The sequence below is a fragment of the Massilia phyllosphaerae genome (assembly GCF_034659755.1).
In the GTDB taxonomy this organism is placed as follows: Bacteria; Pseudomonadota; Gammaproteobacteria; order Burkholderiales; family Burkholderiaceae_D; genus Telluria; species Telluria phyllosphaerae.
Genome location: NZ_JAXSQX010000007.1, coordinates 194104 through 212254, shown reverse-complemented (window position 1 = coordinate 212254; position 18151 = coordinate 194104). Strand labels below are relative to the sequence as shown.

The window sequence follows — 18151 nt, the reverse complement described above, 5'->3', positions numbered from 1 at the left end:
CCGGCGTCAGGCGCGCCGGCCCGGGCGGCGGCGTAGCAGCAGCATGGCCGCAATGCCGACGGCGCTCAGCCACAGCGAAGCCGGTTCCGGGACTTCGCCTGTGGGTTCGAGCGTCGCCACCGGAACGGCCGGCGGTGTCACGGGAGCCAGCACCGTGCCGGGCAGCGTGGGCGCCGGTACGACAGGTTCCGGTTCCGGCTGGGCGGTGTCGGCCAGTTCGATCGGCGGCGCGACCGGTACCGGTGCCGGTGCCATGTCGGCCGGGCTGGCGCCGCGCGGCGTTTCGCTGGTCGAGCCGCCGGTGCTGGCGGTCTGGGTCGGCAGGCTGCCCGGCGTGGTGGTGGTGCCGCGTGGCGTCTCGGTGGTCGAGCCGCCGGCGCTGGCGGTCTGGGTCGGCAGCCGGCCCGGGTCGCTGGTCGAGCCGATCAGGGCGCTGCTGCCGCCGGTCACCGCGGTCGGCGTGCCATACGACGGGCCCGGATAGGATCCCGACGGCACGCCGCCAGGGACACCGCCCGGCGGTTGCCAGCCTTCGCCACCGGTCACCGCCAGCAGGCCGGCGCCGTTAGGAAAGCTCAGCAGCTGGTGCGAATAGCGGCCACCCTCGCCGCCGAATGGCGCAGCGACCTGCAGCGGCCTGCCGTCGCCGCCATCGTCGACCGCCGCATCGAGTTCTTCCTCGCTCGGCGCGCCGGCTTCCACCGGCAGCATCGCCACCTCGGAAATGCGGTTGCCGCAGCGGCCGCGGATTTCGCTCTTGCCGTCCGACAGCAGCGTCTCGCCTTCGGCCAGCATCACCTTCTTTGCGGTCCAGTACACCTGGTCGCCCTTGCGGTAGGACACGTGCACCGCGCGCGGCTTGGCGACCGTCACCGGATGCGCCTTCGCCACCTCGAACGAGGCATAGTGGGCTGCCACCACCTTGTCGGTCCGGACGACCTGCGCCAGCTCGGCGCGTCCCGACACGCCGCCCGCCACGATCGAATACGGATAGATACGGCGCGCACCGGCCGGCAGCGCCGCAGTCCCGGCCGCGGCTGCCTCAGCCGGCCGCGCCGAGGCATCGGCCGCCGCGGCAGACACGCCTTCCTGGCTGCTGGACTGCAGCGAAGGCGCGCGTCCCTGCAACAGCACGCCCGCGCATGCCGCCACGCCCAGCAGCGCCACGACAAGGGCGCGCTTCCTGAGGCGGAGACCTTCTCTGCTACGGCGAATGTAGGCGGTGCGATGATTCATTCGAGCAACCTGGGTAGGAGTGATCCTACAGGTTAGATGATTCCTACTTGCAAATCTATGGCTTCAGGCAATTTTTTGTCGAATACGTTGCAAAAATGCCGAATAAATTGACGAATTTGACAGTTGAATTGCCCATAAGCATTAGCCGTTGATGTGTCGCCGGGCGTGGTCTTCAGTGGTCGGGGTCAGGATTGCAGGCTCAGCCGGCCGTCGCGGTCGAGCAGGTAGCGGTCGAAGTCGCGCGCCAGGAACAGGTGGCCGCCATAGGCCATGCGCGCTTCGGCCTCGACCGCGCCGATCGTCAGCGGACCGCTGTCCTGGTAGCGCGGGCTGAAATGGGTCAGCACCAGGTTCGGCACCCCGGCCGCCTGGCCGGCGGCGGCCGTCATTCTGGCCGAGCTGTGCTGCGGTCCGGGGCCGACCTTGTGCAGCACGTCTTCGGTATAGGTGGCCTCGTGGATCAGCACCTCGGCCGTGCGCGCCTCTTCCACCAGCAGCTGCGGCCTGTCGTTGTCGCCGCCGACGATGATCTTGCGTGCCTTGCGCGGCGCCAGCAGGAAGTCGTCCGCGTGCAGGACGCGGCCGTCGTCCAGCGCCACGTCCTCGCCGTGCTGCAGGCGGCCCCAGGCCGTTCCCGGCGCCACCCCGGCGGCGCGCAGCCGCTCCGTGTCGATACGGCGCTCGACGCTGCGCTCGGTGAAGGCGTAGGCCCAGCACGGCACCCGGTGCGACAGCGCGATCGCGTGCACGCGCAGGTCGGGCAAGGGGTCGGCCCCGTGCAGGCACCCGACCTCGACGAACTCGACCGGGAATGGCAGGCCCAGCTCGCTGGTGGCCATCACTCCCTGCAGGAAGGCACGCAGCGGCGCCGGGCCGACGACGAACAGCGGCGCGCTGCGGTTCTGCATGCCGGCGCTGGCCAGCAGCCCGGGCAAGCCGTAGCAATGGTCGCCGTGCATGTGGGTGATGAACACGGCGCGCAGCGTGTGCAGCGACCAGGCGCTGCGCAGGATCTGGTGCTGGGTGCCCTCGCCGCAATCGACCAGCGACCAGTGCGGCGCGCCATGGGTGCGCAGCGCCAGCCCGCTGACGTTGCGCGCCTTGCTGGGCATGCCTGCGCCAGTGCCGAGAAATTGGAATTCCATGGAAGCCATTATGCCGTGGATTGGGTATGATACGCGCCATGAGCCAGGACGATTCCCTTTCCCCCGATGCATTCGCGGCGCTGCAGGCCCGCTTCCAGCAACAGTCGCGCAAGGCGCAGGCCTACTATACGGTCATGCACGAAGCCGGCAAGGTCCTCGGCGGCGACGCCGCGGCCGATGCCTGGATGAACGCGCCGCTGGCGGCGCTGGGCGGCCAGACCCCGGCCGCGCTGGTCGGCGCCGGCCGCGCAGACGACGTGCTGGCCCACGTGCGCACCATGAAGTCCTGAGGCGTCGACACCGGCGGCGTTTGCGGCAACGCAGACCGCGCCGGTGCGGGTTAACAATCGGCGCCGCGCTTCACCCGGCACTGACGACAAAATCCACTTTACAGGAAAATAAAATCCAGTATAGTGGACAGCCATGGACATCAATCAACGCATTGCAGGACGCGTACGCGCCGCCCGCGACGCCGCCGGCCTGTCGCTGGCGGCGCTGGCCGAACGCAGCGGCGTCAGCCGCTCGAACATCTCGCTGATCGAACGCGGCGAGAGCAGCGCCACCGCCACCGTGCTCGACAAGCTGAGCGCGGCGCTCGGGATCACGGTTGCCGCGCTGTTCGAGGCGCCGCCCGGCGATATGCCCTCGCCGCTCGCGCGCGCCGCCGACCAGCCGGTCTGGACCGACCCCGGCTCCGGCTACGTGCGGCGCAACCTGTCGCCCGCCGCGTGGTCGCCGATCCAGCTGGTCGAGGTCAGCTTTCCGCCGGGCGCGCGCGTGGCCTACGAGACGTCGGCGCGCGCGGTCGACGTCGACCAGCAGGTCTGGATCATCGAGGGCGCGATGGAAGTGACGGTCGGCGCCACCCGCTGGCAGCTGGCGGCCGGCGACTGCCTGGCGATGCGGCTCGACCGGCCGATCGCTTTTCATAACCCGGGGCCAACGCCGGCGCGCTACCTGGTGGCGCTGACGACCCAGACGCATAAACCACCTAAATAACAGGAGCCTATCGTGAACGAGATCGTGGTACGCCCGCTCGGCGCGGACGCAGCGGCGGCGCAGGTCGAACAACTGGCAGACGTGCTGCTCGACTGCGTCGAAGGCGGCGCTTCGGTCAGCTTCATGCTGCCGCTGGGGCGCGAGAAGGCGCTGGGGTTCTGGCGCGGCGTGGTCGACAGCGTGGCGCGCGGCGAGCGCACCCTGATCGTCGCCGAGGATGCGCACGGCATCGCCGGCACGGTGCAGCTGATCACGGACATGCCGGACAACCAGCCGCACCGCGCCGACGTCGCCAAGCTGCTGGTACGGCGCCGTGCACGCGGGACCGGGATCGGCCGGCGCCTGATGGAAGCCGTCGAAGGCGCCGCGCGCGACCAGGGCCGCCACCTGCTGGTGCTGGATACGGCCAGCGCCACCGCCGCGCGCCTGTACGAACGGCTCGGCTGGCAACGCGTCGGCGAGGTGCCGGATTACGCTCTGCTGCCCGGAGGCCGACTGTGCGCCACCACCTTCTATTACAAACAGCTGGCATGACCCCGCACGCCACCGCGAGGAAGAACATGGACACACCGACCGCCCTGATCCTGATCGACCTGCAAAAGGCCATGCGCCTCGACCGCCTGCCACCGCGCAACAATCCGCAGGCCGAGGAACGCATCGCGCAGTTGCTGGACGCCTGGCGCGCGGCCGGCCAGCCGGTGGTCTGCGTGCGCCACATCAGCCGCTGCGCGACCTCGGTGTTCGCGCCGGGCCAGCCCGGCGCCGCGTTCCAGGAGCGCTTCCTGCCGCTGGCGCACGAGCACGTGGTCGAGAAGAACGTGCCGGATGCTTTCATTCACACCGGCCTGGAACGCTGGCTGCATGCGCGCGCGATCCGGCGCCTGGTGATCGCCGGCGTCAGCACCAACAACTCGGTCGAGGCCAGCGCGCGCACCGCCGGCAACCTCGGCTTCGAGACGACCGTGGTGGCCGATGCCTGCTTCACCTTCGACAAGCAGGATTTCGGCGGCACTTGGCGCAGCGCCGAGGAGGTGCACCTGATGGCGCTGGCCAATCTGCACGGCGAGTATGCGCAGGTGCGCGACACCGACGCCGTGCTGCGCGAGCTTGGCGTCTAATGCGAAGTACTCAGGCGCGCAGTTGCGCGTCGATCGCCGCCTGCACCAGCGGATCCTCGGGCGTGACGTCCGGATTGAAGCGCGCCACCACGCGGCCGTCGCGGCCGATCAGGAACTTCTCGAAATTCCACAGCACGTCGGCCGCGTCGTCCTGGGCGAAGCCGTAGCCGGCCAGCTTTGCGCGCATCGCGCCCTGCGCCGGGTCCTGGGCGGCCGGCTGTGCCCGCGTCAGGGCCGCATACAGCGGATGGCGCGCCGCTCCCTTCACCGAGATCTTTTCGGCCAGCGGGAAGTCGACGCCGTAGGTCGTGCTGCAGAACTGTGCGATCTCGTCGTTGCTGCCCGGCTCCTGGGCGCCGAAGTCGTTGGCCGGGAAGCCGATCACTTCCAGTCCTTCGGCGCGCTTGGCCGCGTACAGCCGCTCCAGGCCTTCGTACTGCGGGGTCAGGCCGCATTGCGAGGCCACGTTCACCAGCAGCAGCACCTTGCCGCGGTAGGCCGCCAGCGTGGTCTCGCTGCCGTCCATCAGGCGGAATGGGATCTGGTCGATGTCGGTTTGCATGGTGTCGTCTCTCCGTTGGTTGGGGTGCACCGTCCGGTGCGGTGGTCCATTGTAGCCTTCCCGGCCGGCTGCCCCGGCACCGCATAGCCATCGGTCAACGTCTTCAGGAAGGCGATGACGTCGGCGATCTCGCGTGCGTTCAGCGCCGGCGCCCCGCCCGGCTTGCCGCCGAACGGCGCCTCCATGTTGACGTTGCCCCGGTAGCGGGCGGGCAGGTCGTCGAACTTGTCGACCTGGCCATCCGCCTTGCGTGGATACCATGTGCCGGGCGCGGTGTCGCGCGTGGCATAGAAGCGCAGCACCTCCTCCAGCGAATGGAACACGCCGTTGTGGAAGAAGGTCCGGCGCGTGGCCACGTTGCGTAGGCTGGGCGTGCGGAACAGGCCGCAGAATGCCGGCCGCGTGGCCAGGTCGGTGCGCAGCGGACCGCACAGGCCGAGGTCGTACGCGTCCGGCTTGGCATCGGCATGCGCCGCCAGCGCGCGGTTGCGCGGCGCGCCCAGCGCGATGAAGCCGAAATCGGTGAACGCCGGAAAGGCGCCCGACTTGATCTCGCTGACGTGGCAGGCGGCGCAATTGCCCTTGTCGGCGCGGTTGAACAGCGCCAGCCCGCGCGCTTCGCGTGCGTCGAGCGCCACCTGCCCGCGCAGGAAAGCGTCATATTTGCTGGTGTATGGATAGAACTCGGCAGGGGTTTCCTGGAACACCTCGAGGGCCATCGACGCCGCCGCGTAGGCATCCTGCGGGCGCGCGAAGATGTCGCTGCCGAAGGCCTTGCGGAAACGGTCCGCGTAGGCAGCATGCCGCACCCGTTCCACCACGGCGGCCGGGCTGGCGTTGCCCATCTCCTGGGGCGACAGCAGCGGGCCGCTGGCCTGCTCGTGGCCGGAATTCGCACGCCCGTCCCAGTCGTGGCCGCCGGTCGGGCCCTGGTCCTTGCTGTCGTCGCCGTCGTTGTCGTAGAAGTGCTCGGTGAACGGCGGCACGTTCTGCACGTAGCGCAGCGAGGGCGCGGCGCGCAGGCCGGCGGCACGCATGTCACTGCCGCCCGGTTGCACCGCCAGCGCGTTGGCCGGCGCATACGCGTGGTCGGGCGCGTGGCAGCTGGCGCAGGATTGCTTGCCCGAGGCCGACAGCGAAACGTCATGGAACATCAGCTTGCCGAGCGCCGCCAGTTCCGGCACCGGCACCTTGACGATGGCCGAGCCGTAGATGCCCTTTGCGGCAGGTGCCGCAGCAGGAACGGAAACGGCGGAGCGGTCGCATGCCGCGACGAAGCTGCATGACAGCAGCGCGAACGTGAGGGTGGCCAGGCGCATGGAAGACGGACGGAAAGCTGACGGAAAGCACAGCGCCGACCATAACCCGGCAATGTGACGGATTGATGACAGACGCGCACCGGAAACAGGCCGTTACACGGGATGCGGCAGCGCATGTAACGTCATGTTTCGCCGGGTTGATTTCATTTTTCTGTCATGAACCGGGCATAGACTCCTCGCCGTTTCACTCCCCAAGCACATAACACAAAGGAAACGGCATGAACCGCAACCTCAACCTGTTGCCGCTCGCGGCAATCCTGTCCGCGGCCCTGTACGGCTGCGGCGGCAGCGACGCCCCCGCCGTCAGCGGCATCGTGGCCGGCAGCTACTACCGCCATGCGCTGGTCTGCCTCGACGACAACGGCAACGGCCGCTGCGACAGCGGCGAACAGAACGCCTACACCGACGACAACGGCGCCTTCACCCTCAGTGGCAGCGGCCCCGTCGTGGCCCAGATCGGCCTGGATGCCACCCGCTACGACCCGGACACCAAGCTCGCAACCAAGGTCGTGCAGCCGATGGTGTTCCGCGCGCCCGCCGGCGCCAATACCGTGGTCAGCGCCATCTCGACCGAGCTGCAGGCGCTCATGGACGACAACGGCGGCGACTTCGCGGCGGCGCGCAAGACGCTGGCGGCACGCGTCGGCGTGAGCGAGGACAAGCTGCTCGAAGACCACAACAAGGAAACCGACGCCACCGTCAGGGCCGCGCTGAAGACCGAGGGCGACCAGGCGCTCGAGCGCATCGCCGAAGCCGTGGGCGAAGCCGGCAGCGGCGGCGACCTGCCGAAGGCGCTGAAGAACCGCCTGGCGCTGGACCGGATCACCAACATCGTCGTGATCTACGCCGAAAACCGCGGCTTCGACAACCTGTACGGCCTGTTCCCCGGCGCCAACGGCATCCCGGGCGTGAACCCGAGCGCGCAGGGCAGCTACCTGCCGCAGAAGGACGTCTACGGCTCGGTCCTGCCGGTGCTGCCGCCGACCTGGGGCGGCGTCACCGCCGCCGGCCAGTCCGTTACCCTCACCCAGGCCCAGAGCGCCAACATGGCGAACAAGCCGTTCCAGATCGACGGCGCGAGCGGCTTCAACCTGCCGCTCAGCGTGACCACGCGCGACCTGGTGCACCGCTTCTACAACAACCAGATGCAGATCAATGGCGGCGCCAACGACAAGTTCCCGGCCTACAGCGACGCCGGCGGCCTGTCGATGGGTTACTACGACGGCAGCAAGATGGGGATGTGGCAGGTCGCCAAGGACTACGTCCTGGCCGACAACTTCTTCATGGGTGCCTTCGGCGGTTCGTTCCTGAACCACCAGTACCTGATCTGCGCCTGCGCCCCGGCCTACCCGAACGCCGATACCGCGGCCGCCAGGCCGTCGATCTCGAAGGTCGACCTCGACGCCAACGGCAACTTCCTGCGCCTGACCCCGGGCGCCACCACCCCGGCGAGCGTGCTGAACGGCGCCCCGACCTATGCCGCCGACGGCACCATCACCCCGGCCATCGACGGCATGTTCTACGCCGTCAACACCATGCAGCCGCCCTACCAGCCGAGCGCCAACGCCCAGGCCGCGTCCGATACGACCAGGCTGTACGCCACCACCGGCAGCGCCACCACGCTGCCGCCGCAGACCGGCAAGACCATCGGCGACCTGCTCAGCGCCAAGGGCGTGAACTGGGCCTGGTATGCCGGCGCCTGGAACGCGACGACGGCGGCGGCCACCACGGACCGCAAGTTCAACGCCGCCGCCAATTTCCAGTACCACCACCAGCCCTTCAACTACTACGCGGCCTTCGACCCGGTCAGCGGCGCCGCCAACCGCAGCGCCCACCTGAAGGACTTCGACGCCGACTTCCTGAAGGATGCCGCCGCCGGCACCCTGCCCGCCGTGTCGTTCTACAAGCCGCAAGGCAACCTGAACCAGCACGCCGGCTATGCCAACGTGGCCGACGGCGACGCCCACATCGTCGACGTCATCAACAAGCTGAAGGCCAGCCCGCAGTGGAAGAACATGGTCGTGGTCATTACCTACGACGAGAACGGCGGCTTCTGGGACCATGCGGCACCGCCCAAGGCCGACCGCTGGGGCCCGGGCACCCGCATCCCGGCGATCGTGGTCTCGCCGTATGCGAAGAAGGGTTTCGTCGACCACACCATGTACGACACCGCCTCGATGCTGCGCCTGATCACCCACCGCTTCGGCCTGCAGCCGCTGCCGGGCATCGTCGAGCGCGACACCAGGCTGGTGGCGAACGGCTTCAAGCCGATGGGCGACCTCACCGGCGCGCTCGACTTCACCCAGAAGTGAACCGGGGAAGGCGCGCTTTCGGTATCATTCGGCAATGAAAGCGCCCTTCTTATACCGCGGCCTGAGCGCCGCGGCCCTCCTGCTCGCCTGCGTGCCGGCCCTGGCCACGCGGCCGATGGTGGTCGACGATGCCAGCATCGAGTCGCCTGGGAATTGCCACTTCGAAAGCTGGACCCAGCGCACGGCCGCCCAGGTCGAGTACTGGGCCGTCCCCGCCTGCAACTTCGGCGGCGCCTTGCAATCGTGGGAGCTGAGTGCGGGCCTGGGGCGCATCGGGCCGGACGGCGTGGACGGCGCCTACCGCTCCGGCGTGCTGCAGGCCAAGACCGTGTTCCGTCCGCTGCAAACGAATGACTGGGGCATCGGCCTGACCGTGGCCAACCAGTTCCGCCAGGGCGCGGGCGTGGCCGGCGACCTGTCGGTGCTGGTGCCGGCCAGCCTGTCGCGCTTGGAAGACCGCCTGCTGATCCATGCCAACCTGGGCTGGCTGCGCGCCCATGCCGATCACCGTTCCGACCTGTTCTGGGCCGGCGGCGCCGAATGGGCGGCGCAGCCCAGGCTGACGCTGACGCTGGAAGCCTACGGCACCGCGCGCGGCCGGGCGCTGGCGCAGGCCGGGGTGCGCGCCACGCTGGTGCCGGACCGCCTTGCGATCGATGCCGGGATCGGCCGCCGCCTCGGCGGCGGCGAGCGCGAGCGCTATGCCACGGTCGGGCTGACCTTTGCCGGGCCGGTGCTGCGTTGAGCCGGTGCCGCCCTGGTCCGGCAAAAAAAATGTCCGCCGGCTTGCGCGGGCGGACGAATCCGGAGGCCTGTGAAGGACCACTTGGAGAGAGAAACGCCAGCATAAGGGCTGCGCATGTCAGCAGCATGACAACCCCGGCGCCGGCGCATATTTGACCGCATACTGGAAAACCAACCCATGTCCCTGCCCGCCTTCCATTACGGCTCCGACGATTCCGGCCTGGTATGGGGCTTCCTGATCGATCCGGATGGCCGCACTGAAGCGATCGGCGCGGCGGACGCCATCACCCGCCTGCGCCAGCCTGCGGGCGATCCCTCACCGGGCCAGTTCTTCTGGCTCCATTTCAACCTGTCGAACGCCGCCAGCGAGCGCTGGTTGCGTGCCCACGCCGGCCTTGACGAAGGCTTCTACGAGATCCTGCACCAGGGCTCGCGCTCGACCCGCATCGAGGTGGTCGACAATGCGCTGGTCGCGGTGGTCAACGACGTCCTCCACAATTTTTCCTTCGACAGCGCCGACATTTCCACGCTGTGGGTGCACGTGACCCCGCACGGCGTGATCAGCGCGCGCCGCAAGCCGCTGGAATCGATCGAACGCCTGCGCCAGGCGGTGCTGCATGGCGCGCCGCTGCGCTCGCCGGTGGAACTGCTGGTGCACCTGCTGCGCGACCAGGCCGACGTGCTGGTCAACATCGTGCGCGACGCCGTGGCCCGGGTCGACACCACCGAGGACCAGCTGCTGGCCGGGCGCCTGACGCGCAAGCGCGAAGACCTGGGCGCGCTGCGCCGGGTGCTGGTGCGCCTGCAACGGCTGCTGGCGCCGGAACCGGCGGCGCTGTTCCGGCTGCTGCAGCGACCACCGGCCTGGGTCGCGCCCGAGGACCGCCAGGACCTGCGCCAGTCGACCGAGGAATTCACGGTGGTGCTGAGCGACCTCGCCGCGCTGCAGGAACGCATCAAGCTGCTGCAGGAAGAGATCGCGGCCCAGGTCAATGAAGACAACAACCGCAGCCTGTTCCTGCTGACCATCGTCACCGTGATGGCGCTGCCGATCAACCTGATCGCCGGCCTGCTCGGCATGAACGTCGGCGGCATGCCGCTGGCGCAGCACGCGCACGGCTTCTGGATCGTGCTCGGCTTTACCGCCGCCTTCACCGCGGCGGTGGCCTGGCTGCTGCTGCGGCTGCAACGCCCGCGCTGAGACGCCGCACGCCCGTACCGCGCCGCACCGCACCGCACCGCAGCGTCACGTTGCGGTCACAATCCCCCTCTATAGTTGGCGCGATATTATTAACGCGGAGTCAACTTTCATGCCCATCCCTGCCACCGCCCATGCCGTGAACTGTCCGGGCGCGCGGCTGTCCACAGTACGCAATCGGATTGCGCCTTTTTCGACACCGTTCTGACTGCCGGGACCTGCCATGAAAGAATTCGACCGCAACGACGACATCCTCCAGCGCGTCCAGCGCGACGCCCTGGACAGCTACGACGAAGAGCTCGAACTCGAGCTCGACGACCGCGCCCTCGATCCGGACACGCTGCTGCCGCAACTGGAAGCCAGCGATGTCGAGCGCGATGCGCGCCAGCGCTATTTTCGCGAACTGTTCCGCCTCCAGGCCGAGTTGGTCAAGCTGCAGGACTGGGTCGTGCAAACCGGCCACAAGGTGGTCATCCTGTTCGAGGGCCGCGACGCCGCCGGCAAGGGCGGCGTCATCAAGCGCATCGTGCAGCGCCTGAACCCGCGCGTGTGCCGGGTGGCGGCGCTGCCGGCACCGAACGACCGCGAACGCACGCAATGGTATTTCCAGCGCTACGTGCCGCACCTGCCGGCAGCCGGCGAGATCGTCCTGTTCGACCGCAGCTGGTACAACCGCGCCGGGGTCGAGCGCGTGATGGGGTTCTGCAGCGACGACCAGTATGAGGAATTCTTCCAGACCGTGCCGGAATTCGAGCGCATGCTGGTGCGTTCGGGTATCCAGCTGATCAAGTACTGGTTCTCGATTTCCGACGAAGAGCAGAACGCGCGCTTCCTGAGCCGCATCCACGATCCGCTCAAGCAGTGGAAGCTCAGCCCGATGGACCTGGAATCGCGCCGGCGCTGGGAAGAATATACGAAGGCCAAGGAAATCATGCTGGAGCGGACCCACATCCCGGAAGCGAAATGGTGGGTGGTGCAGGCGGTCGACAAGAAAACCGCACGGCTGAACTGCATCCACCACCTGCTGCAGCAGATGCCCTACGTCGAGATCGAGCGCCCCGAAATCCACCTGCCGCAGCGCGAATACCACGAGGACTACGTGCGGCGGCCGGTGCCGCCCGAGATCATCGTGCCGGAAATTTACTGACCGAGAACCCTCCCCCACCCCGAAAGGATCCGCCCCCATGAAACGACCGATGCATCTCTGCCTGCTGCCGCTCGCCGCCCTGACGCTGTTTTCCGGCGCCGCCAAGGCCACGCCGACCCTGACCGGCGACCGCCCGCTGGTGATTTCCCATCGCGGCGCCAGCGGCTACCTGCCGGAAGAGTCGATCCAGGCCTACCAGCTGGCGATGCGCATGGGCGCCGACTACATCGAGGGCGACGTCTACCTGACCGCGGACAACAAGGCAGTGATGCTGCACGACGGTACCCTGAACGCCACCACCAACGTCGTGGCCTACGCGGCGACGCATCCGGAGATCGCCGCCCTGCGCTCGGCCAACGGCAGCTACGACGTCACCAAGTTCACGCTGGCGCAGCTGCGCCAGCTGTCGGTGACCTGCCGCAATGCGAACGGCTACTGCGCCGACAAGACCTATTTCGATGCCGGCCAGTCGTACAGCTTCGCCTCGTACAGCGACTTCCTCGACCTCGCCTACAACAACTACCTGGCCACCGGCATCGCCATCGGCGTCTTCCCGGAAGCCAAGCAAGGCGGCCTGGCCGTGGCGGAAGCGATCCTGGCCGGCCTGACCGATACCAAATACAACGGTTACTTCACCACTGCCGGGCGCGCCCTGACGCAGTCGTTCGACGCCACCCAGGTGAGCTACCTGAACGCCAATTCCGCCATTCCGGTCAGCTACCTCGGCGCCTGCCCGACCACCGCGGCGGCGGCGGCCCAGGTGGCGGCCATCGCCGACGGCATCGGCCCCTCGACCGGCCAGCTCAGCGCCGCCTGCGTGAACGCCGCCCACGGCGCCGGCCTGAGCGTGATTCCGTACACCTACCTGAACAATCCGTCGACCTACGCCAGCGCCTACAACCTCGGCGTGGACGGCGTCTTCACGAATTTCCCGGACATCGCCGCCTCCGTGCGCGACCAGGTGTTCGGGCCGGAAACGCCGGTGCCCGAGCCGCACTCGGTGGCGCTGCTGGGCCTCGGTCTCGCCGGCCTCGGCGTGTTCCGCAAGCGCCGCCAGGCGCGATGATTCGAGGTGAACCTCAGGCCGCCAGCGGCCTGCTCCTGAGCGTCGAGACGATGGTGTCGATGCTGGCCGGCTTCGCCAGGTGCGCATTGAAGCCGGCGGCCCGGGTGCGCGCCCGCGTGGCCGCTTCGCCATGGGAAGACAGCGCCACCAGGTAGGGGGCGTGACCGGTGGCGCGCACGGCGGCGGCGACGTCGAAGCCGTCGATGTTCAGCATGGCGAGGTCGAGCAGCAGCGCGTCGGGCCGGAATTCGCGCACCAGCTGTAGCGCTTCGGCGCCGCCGTAGGCGGGGCGCGCCTGGATGCCGTGCAGGCCGAGGGCCTCGGTCAGGAAATCGGCGACGTCGCAGTCATCGTCGACGACGAGCACGCGGGGAGAAGAAGTAGGCATGGCCAGGGTCCGGTAAGGGGCGTCGCTGGGCGACAGTTACGCGGCGTTTGCTGGGCCGAGGTGACGTGGCGGGCGATAAGGCCGGCCACGCCGCCATCCTACCACGATTACTGCCTCACGCGTGGAGCACGTCGACGAAGCGACCGAGCGGCATCGGCCGGTGGAACAGGTAGCCCTGCATCGCCGTACAGCCGTGGGCGCGCAGGTAGCGCGCCTGCACCTCGGTCTCGACGCCTTCGGCCACCAGGTGCAGCCGCAGTCCGCGCGAGATCGAGATGATCGCCAGCACCACCGGGTAGTGGCCGTTCTCGTCGTGAATCTCCTGGACGAAGGACTGGTCGATCTTGATGGTGTGGACCGGGAAGCGGTGCAGGTAGGCCAGCGACGAATAGCCGGTACCGAAGTCGTCGATCGCCACCGACACGCCGAGCTGCCCCAGCTTGTTCAGCTGCTCGATCGCGCGCTGCGGGTTGCGGATGCAGATGTTTTCGGTGATCTCGATTTCGATGGCGCCCGGCGCGACGCCGTGGTTCAGCATGGCGTCGTGCATCTTGTCGAAGAAATCGCCGCGGTCGAGATATTGCGGCGACACGTTCAGCGACAGCTTCAGCTGGCCGCCGCCGATGTGGGTCCAGGCGGGCATGTCGCGGCACAGCGCGCCGATCATCCAGTCCGAGATCGGCAGCATCAGGCCGCTCTCCTCGGCGAAGGGCAGGAATTCGCCGGGCGAGACCACGCCGCGCAGCGGGTGGTTCCAGCGCATCAGCGCCTCGGCGCCGATGATGCGGCCGCTGGCGGCGTCGATCTGCGGCTGGTAGTACATCTCCAGCTCGTCGTTCTCGAGCGCTTTGCGCAAGCCTTGTTCGAGCGCGATCTTCTGGTGCGCCGCATCCTGCATCGCCGGGTCGTAGAAGGCGTGGCCGTTCTTGCCGCGCCCTTTGACCTGGTACATGGCGATGTCGGCGTGGCGCAACAGCTCGTCGATGGTCTCGCCGTGTTCCGGGTAGACCGCGATGCCGATCGAGGCCGAGATGTGGACCTGGTGGCCGTCCAGGTCGAAGGCCTGGTGCAGGCGCTCGAGGAACTTGGCGGCGACGATGCGCGCATCCTCGCGGTCGCGCAGCTCGGGCAGCACGATGGTGAATTCGTCGCCGCCCTGGCGCGCCAGCGTGTCTCCCTTGCGCAGGCATTCCTTCAGGCGCCCGGCGGCCTGCTGCAACAAGTCGTCGCCTTGCACGTGGCCGAGGGTGTCGTTGACCAGCTTGAAGCGGTCCAGGTCGACGAACATCACCGCCAGTTCGGCGTGCTTGCGCCGGGCCTGGTGCAGCGCCAGGCCGAGGCGGTCCTTGAACAGGGTGCGGTTCGGCAGGCCGGTCAGGATGTCGTGGTAGGCCTGGTGGTAGATCAGTTCCTCGGCGCGCTTGCGGCCGCTGACGTCGCGCGCGATGCCGTAGGTGCCGATGAAGGACGATTCGCCCGGCGCCCGGTCAGGCAGGTGCATGCCCATCGCATTCAGCGAAATCGTCATCGCGGTGGTGTTGAAGACGTGCGCATGGCGGGTACCGGCGCGGCATTCGAGGCGCAGCTCGACGTTGCGCGCGGCCCGTTCGCCGGCGCGGCGCTCGTCGAACACGTGGCGCGCGCGTTCCAGGTCCTCTTCGTGCACCAGCACCGCGTAGTGCTGGCCGATCAGCTCGCGCCGGGTATAGCCGAGCAGCTGGCAGGCGCGGTCGTTGACGAAGGTGAAGCGGCCTTCATGGTCGAGCGTGTAGATGATGTCCGGCGACGAGTCGACCAGGTAGCGGTACATCTTTTCCGAGTTTTCCAGCTGCCGCGCGATCCGGCGGTTGCCCTGCTCGAGGCGGCGCTGCTGCAGCGCGTTGGCGACCGTCTGCAGCAGTTCCTCGCGGCTGTAGGGCTTGCGCAGGTAGTCGTGGGCGCCGCGCTTGAGCGCGCCGATCGCCGCGTCGATCTCGACCATGCCGCTGATGACGATCACCCCGGCGTCGATCCCCTGCCGGTTGATGAAGTCCATGACCTGGTCGCCGCCGACGTCCGGCAGGCGCAGGTCGAGCAGTACCAGGTCGAAGCGTTCATGCGCCAGCCGGGCCAGGGCCTCGCCGCCGCTGGCGACGCAGGTCAGGTGGTAGCCGCGCCCGTGCAGCAGCTGGCCGAGCGAGCGCAAGGCACGCGCTTCATCGTCGACCACCAGCAGCCGCGGCAGCTTGCCATCGCTAGCGGCCGGCGGATCACTGACGACCGACGCCGCGGCTGGGAAGTTCAAGGGACCGGGGTCGAGGTCGGTGGTAGGCCCTGGCGATTGCTGATGGCGCTTTGGCATCCTGGGGGCAATGGAATATTTGCCGTGGGTATGAGAAGGCACCAATCATATCGACATCATTCCTCAAAAACAATAATTTCTGCCGAATTTTGTGTCCCGCATGGCATCTTTTCGTCGTGTACAACGCCACCGTCGAGGGCAAGCCACGCTCGTAAATACATCAAACCCACTTGCTTTGAGGCAATACAGAATTGATACACATTTGTCAAAAACAAGGTGACAATTACCTATTGGCAATTTATGATTCTTCAAATTCATCAATTTTATTATTGGCGTGCCGCAGAAGTGCCGCCCTCATCATCATGGCCAACGTTAACGATATCGCCGCCTGGCGGGAACGGACCTTCACCTCCCTGCTTGCGGTGGTGCTCGTCGTTGGCAGCCTTTCGACCGTCGCAATCTTGCCGCTGCTGGTATCCCAGGGCATGTGGAGCGTCGGCATTGCCGATACAGTCGCGCTGGTCTGGATCTTCGTCGTCTGGCGGCTCAGGAAGCTGTCGTATACGGCGCGCGTGCTGCATTTCCTGACGGTGGTCTACCTGCTGTCGGTGGTCCTGATGCTGACCGTCGGCGCGGCCAGCCTGAGCTACCTGCTGGGGCCGCCGCTGATCGCGTCCATCCTGCTGGGCATGCGTCCGGCGATGCTGGCGCTCCTGCTCGGTGCCGCCTCGCTGGTGGCGCTCGGCGCCGACGGCCATATCGTGCTGCACGTGCCCGGCTGGGAACACGATCCGCTCAAGGCATCCCTGGTCGCGGCCCTCAACTACGGCACCACCGGCGCGATGCTGGTGCTGACCAGCAGCACCCTGCTCAAGGGCCTGGCGAGTTCGCTGTCCGACCTCGAACTGACCTCGGCCGCCGTCTCGCGCCTGAACGACCTGGTGCTGATCGCCAAGGCGGCGGATGACCAGCAGGCGCCGCAGCCGATCACCTTCGCCAACGACGCCTTCCTGCGCCGCACCGGCTATACGCGCGAGGAGATCGTCGGCCACAGCCTGCACGTGCTGCAGGGACCGGAGACCGATCCCGCGGTCCTCAAGCGCCTGTTCGAGGCGCTGATCGCCGGCCAGCCTTGCAACGATGAGCTGATCTGCTACACGCGGGCCGGCGAGACCTTCTGGGTCGAGCTCGAGGCGGTGCCGTTCTCGCGTGCCGGCGAGCCGACCAGCCACTGGGTCGTGGTCGGGCGCGACATCACCGAGCGCCGCATGGCGGCCGATGCGATCCACCGCCTGGCCTTCTACGACGTGCTGACCGGGCTGCCGAACCGGCGCCTGCTGATGGAGCGCCTCGGCGCCGTGGTCGAGCAAGCCCGCGCCGGCAACGGGCTGGGCGCCGTGCTTTATCTCGACCTCGACAATTTCAAGGACATCAACGACGCCCGTGGCCACGCGGTCGGCGACGCACTGCTCGGCCATGCCGCGGCGCGCCTGGCACAAGCGGTGCGCAGCTGCGACACCGTGGCCCGCATCGGCGGCGACGAGTTCGTGGTGCTGGTAGAAGGGCTGGGCACGGATCCGGCGGCCGCCGTCCAGGGCGCGCTCGACCTGGCCGGCCTGGTGGGCGGCGCGCTGGCCGCGCCGCTCGACCTCGAAGGCCAGCCCTACCGCATCGGCGCCAGCGTCGGCGTGACGCTGGTACAGCGCGGCTGCGCCAGTGCGCACGACCTGCTGCGCGAAGCCGACACCGCGATGTACCGCGCCAAGTCCGGCGGCCGCAATGGCGTGGTGCTGTTCGAGAGCGCGATGCTGGCCGAAGCCCAGCACAAGCTGACCCTGGAACGCGACTTGGCGCAGGCCCTGGTCAACGGCGAGCTGGCGATGCACCTGCAGCTGCAGGTCGACCACGGCGGCACGCCGGCCGGCGCCGAGCTCCTGATGCGCTGGCGCCGCGCCGACGGCAGCATGGTCCGCCCCGACATCTTCATCCCGGCGGCGGAATCGAGCGGCATCATCGTCCCGCTCGGACACTGGGTGCTGCGCCAGGCCTGCGCGGCCTGGCTGGCGCTGGAGCGCGCCGGGCATCCGATGCCGCTGTCGATCAACGTCAGCCCGCTGCAGTTCCGCCAGCCGGATTTCGTGCAGCAGGTGCGCGCCATCCTGCTCGAGACCGGCGCCCCGCCGGAGCAGCTGATCTTCGAAGTGACCGAAGGCCTGCTGGTCGAGGACATTGCCCAGACCATCGCGCGCATGCACGAACTGAGCGCGCTCGGCATCCGCTTCTCGGTCGACGATTTCGGCACCGGCTACTCGAACCTGGCCTACCTGAAAAAGATGCCGCTGTACGAACTGAAGATCGACAAGAGCTTCATGCACGACACGCCGCACGACGAGAGCGGCACCGCGATCGTGCAGTCGATCCTGGCCATGGCCGGCCACCTCGGCCTGCGCGTGGTGGCGGAAGGCATCGAATCGGATGCCCAGGCGTGCTACCTGAAGTCACACGGCCGCCCCTACATGCAGGGCTTCCTGTATCACCGCCCGATGCCGCTCGAGCAACTGCTCGGATGGCTGGACGATGCCGCCGGCGTCACTTCCCCCGCGTTGGAGATTGCCTCTGCGTAAGCATAGTCCTAC

General features: G+C 68.1%; 16 protein-coding genes. 10 read left to right on the top strand and 6 right to left on the bottom strand.

The features are described from left to right. Positions 1–6: 6 nt before the first annotated feature. On the bottom strand, positions 7–1236 hold the full coding sequence (locus tag U1H99_RS24470) for a PEP-CTERM sorting domain-containing protein (protein ID WP_323144290.1): 1230 nt from the start codon (positions 1234–1236) through the stop codon (positions 7–9). A gap of 185 nt (positions 1237–1421) precedes the next feature. Further along, positions 1422–2381, bottom strand: coding sequence for a ribonuclease Z (locus U1H99_RS24465; protein ID WP_323144289.1), 960 nt, complete (start codon positions 2379–2381; stop codon positions 1422–1424). A gap of 38 nt (positions 2382–2419) precedes the next feature. Here U1H99_RS24465 and U1H99_RS24460 point away from each other — a divergent pair, with 38 nt between their 5' ends. The 4 genes from U1H99_RS24460 (at position 2420) to U1H99_RS24445 (ending at position 4498) form a co-directional block, all read left to right on the top strand. Continuing rightward, the gene (locus U1H99_RS24460; RefSeq protein WP_323144288.1) at positions 2420–2671 is read left to right on the top strand and encodes an antitoxin Xre/MbcA/ParS toxin-binding domain-containing protein; all 252 of its coding nucleotides are present in this window, start codon (positions 2420–2422) and stop codon (positions 2669–2671) included. A gap of 133 nt (positions 2672–2804) precedes the next feature. Continuing rightward, on the top strand, positions 2805–3380 hold the full coding sequence (locus U1H99_RS24455) for a helix-turn-helix domain-containing protein (protein WP_323144287.1): 576 nt from the start codon (positions 2805–2807) through the stop codon (positions 3378–3380). 12 nt (positions 3381–3392) lie between these two features. Then, a complete protein-coding gene (locus U1H99_RS24450; RefSeq protein ID WP_375341646.1) occupies positions 3393–3914 on the top strand; it encodes a GNAT family N-acetyltransferase in 522 nt (173 codons plus the stop codon). Positions 3915–3940: 26 nt separating this feature from the next. Continuing rightward, the gene (locus U1H99_RS24445) at positions 3941–4498 is read left to right on the top strand and encodes a cysteine hydrolase family protein (protein ID WP_323144286.1); all 558 of its coding nucleotides are present in this window, start codon (positions 3941–3943) and stop codon (positions 4496–4498) included. Positions 4499–4508: 10 nt separating this feature from the next. On the opposite strand, the gene U1H99_RS24440 is transcribed toward U1H99_RS24445, so the two are convergent. Together U1H99_RS24440 and U1H99_RS24435 are read right to left on the bottom strand one after the other, a co-directional pair. Beyond that, positions 4509–5060 (bottom strand): glutathione peroxidase, encoded by a 552-nt coding sequence (locus tag U1H99_RS24440; protein ID WP_323144285.1) that lies wholly within the window; start codon positions 5058–5060, stop codon positions 4509–4511. Beyond that, the gene (locus tag U1H99_RS24435) at positions 5024–6379 is read right to left on the bottom strand and encodes a cytochrome-c peroxidase (protein WP_323144284.1); all 1356 of its coding nucleotides are present in this window, start codon (positions 6377–6379) and stop codon (positions 5024–5026) included. The genes U1H99_RS24440 and U1H99_RS24435 overlap by 37 nt, the downstream gene beginning before the upstream one ends. A 218-nt stretch (positions 6380–6597) precedes the next feature. Here U1H99_RS24435 and acpA point away from each other — a divergent pair, with 218 nt between their 5' ends. The 5 genes from acpA (at position 6598) to U1H99_RS24410 (ending at position 12846) form a co-directional block, all read left to right on the top strand. After that, the gene (acpA, locus tag U1H99_RS24430; protein ID WP_323144283.1) at positions 6598–8691 is read left to right on the top strand and encodes an acid phosphatase; all 2094 of its coding nucleotides are present in this window, start codon (positions 6598–6600) and stop codon (positions 8689–8691) included. A 34-nt stretch (positions 8692–8725) separates the two neighbouring features. Beyond that, on the top strand, positions 8726–9436 hold the full coding sequence (locus U1H99_RS24425) for a PA4824 family protein (RefSeq protein ID WP_323144282.1): 711 nt from the start codon (positions 8726–8728) through the stop codon (positions 9434–9436). 177 nt (positions 9437–9613) lie between these two features. Then, a complete protein-coding gene (locus U1H99_RS24420; RefSeq protein WP_323144281.1) occupies positions 9614–10636 on the top strand; it encodes a transporter in 1023 nt (340 codons plus the stop codon). A 220-nt stretch (positions 10637–10856) separates the two neighbouring features. Beyond that, entirely contained in the window at positions 10857–11780 is a 924-nt protein-coding gene (gene ppk2 / locus U1H99_RS24415; RefSeq protein WP_323144280.1) for a polyphosphate kinase 2, read from the top strand. Positions 11781–11817: 37 nt separating this feature from the next. Further along, positions 11818–12846 (top strand): glycerophosphodiester phosphodiesterase, encoded by a 1029-nt coding sequence (locus U1H99_RS24410; RefSeq protein ID WP_323144279.1) that lies wholly within the window; start codon positions 11818–11820, stop codon positions 12844–12846. Between the two features lie 13 nt (positions 12847–12859). On the opposite strand, the gene U1H99_RS24405 is transcribed toward U1H99_RS24410, so the two are convergent. After that, the gene (locus tag U1H99_RS24405; RefSeq protein ID WP_323144278.1) at positions 12860–13234 is read right to left on the bottom strand and encodes a response regulator; all 375 of its coding nucleotides are present in this window, start codon (positions 13232–13234) and stop codon (positions 12860–12862) included. 115 nt (positions 13235–13349) lie between these two features. Then, positions 13350–15575: a putative bifunctional diguanylate cyclase/phosphodiesterase gene (locus tag U1H99_RS24400; RefSeq protein WP_375341645.1), complete on the bottom strand. Its 2226-nt coding sequence runs from the start codon at positions 15573–15575 to the stop codon at positions 13350–13352. Positions 15576–15877: 302 nt separating this feature from the next. Here U1H99_RS24400 and U1H99_RS24395 point away from each other — a divergent pair, with 302 nt between their 5' ends. Further along, on the top strand, positions 15878–18139 hold the full coding sequence (locus U1H99_RS24395) for a putative bifunctional diguanylate cyclase/phosphodiesterase (RefSeq protein WP_323144277.1): 2262 nt from the start codon (positions 15878–15880) through the stop codon (positions 18137–18139). Positions 18140–18151: the final 12 nt, after the last annotated feature.

Bases quoted from the DNA above. Each gene is read 5' to 3' on its own strand.
- U1H99_RS24435 (WP_323144284.1), bottom strand. From the start codon at position 6,379: ATGCGCCTGGCCACCCTCACGTTCGCGCTGCTGTCATGCAGCTTCGTC.
- U1H99_RS24445 (WP_323144286.1), top strand. From the start codon at position 3,941: ATGGACACACCGACCGCCCTGATCCTGATCGACCTGCAAAAGGCCATG.
- U1H99_RS24465 (WP_323144289.1), bottom strand. From the start codon at position 2,381: ATGGAATTCCAATTTCTCGGCACTGGCGCAGGCATGCCCAGCAAGGCG.
- U1H99_RS24460 (WP_323144288.1), top strand. From the start codon at position 2,420: ATGAGCCAGGACGATTCCCTTTCCCCCGATGCATTCGCGGCGCTGCAG.
- U1H99_RS24455 (WP_323144287.1), top strand. From the start codon at position 2,805: ATGGACATCAATCAACGCATTGCAGGACGCGTACGCGCCGCCCGCGAC.
- U1H99_RS24420 (WP_323144281.1), top strand. From the start codon at position 9,614: ATGTCCCTGCCCGCCTTCCATTACGGCTCCGACGATTCCGGCCTGGTA.
- ppk2 (WP_323144280.1), top strand. From the start codon at position 10,857: ATGAAAGAATTCGACCGCAACGACGACATCCTCCAGCGCGTCCAGCGC.
- U1H99_RS24405 (WP_323144278.1), bottom strand. From the start codon at position 13,234: ATGCCTACTTCTTCTCCCCGCGTGCTCGTCGTCGACGATGACTGCGAC.
- U1H99_RS24470 (WP_323144290.1), bottom strand. From the start codon at position 1,236: ATGAATCATCGCACCGCCTACATTCGCCGTAGCAGAGAAGGTCTCCGC.
- U1H99_RS24410 (WP_323144279.1), top strand. From the start codon at position 11,818: ATGAAACGACCGATGCATCTCTGCCTGCTGCCGCTCGCCGCCCTGACG.
- acpA (WP_323144283.1), top strand. From the start codon at position 6,598: ATGAACCGCAACCTCAACCTGTTGCCGCTCGCGGCAATCCTGTCCGCG.
- U1H99_RS24400 (WP_375341645.1), bottom strand. From the start codon at position 15,575: ATGCCAAAGCGCCATCAGCAATCGCCAGGGCCTACCACCGACCTCGAC.
- U1H99_RS24395 (WP_323144277.1), top strand. From the start codon at position 15,878: ATGGCCAACGTTAACGATATCGCCGCCTGGCGGGAACGGACCTTCACC.
- U1H99_RS24440 (WP_323144285.1), bottom strand. From the start codon at position 5,060: ATGCAAACCGACATCGACCAGATCCCATTCCGCCTGATGGACGGCAGC.
- U1H99_RS24425 (WP_323144282.1), top strand. From the start codon at position 8,726: ATGAAAGCGCCCTTCTTATACCGCGGCCTGAGCGCCGCGGCCCTCCTG.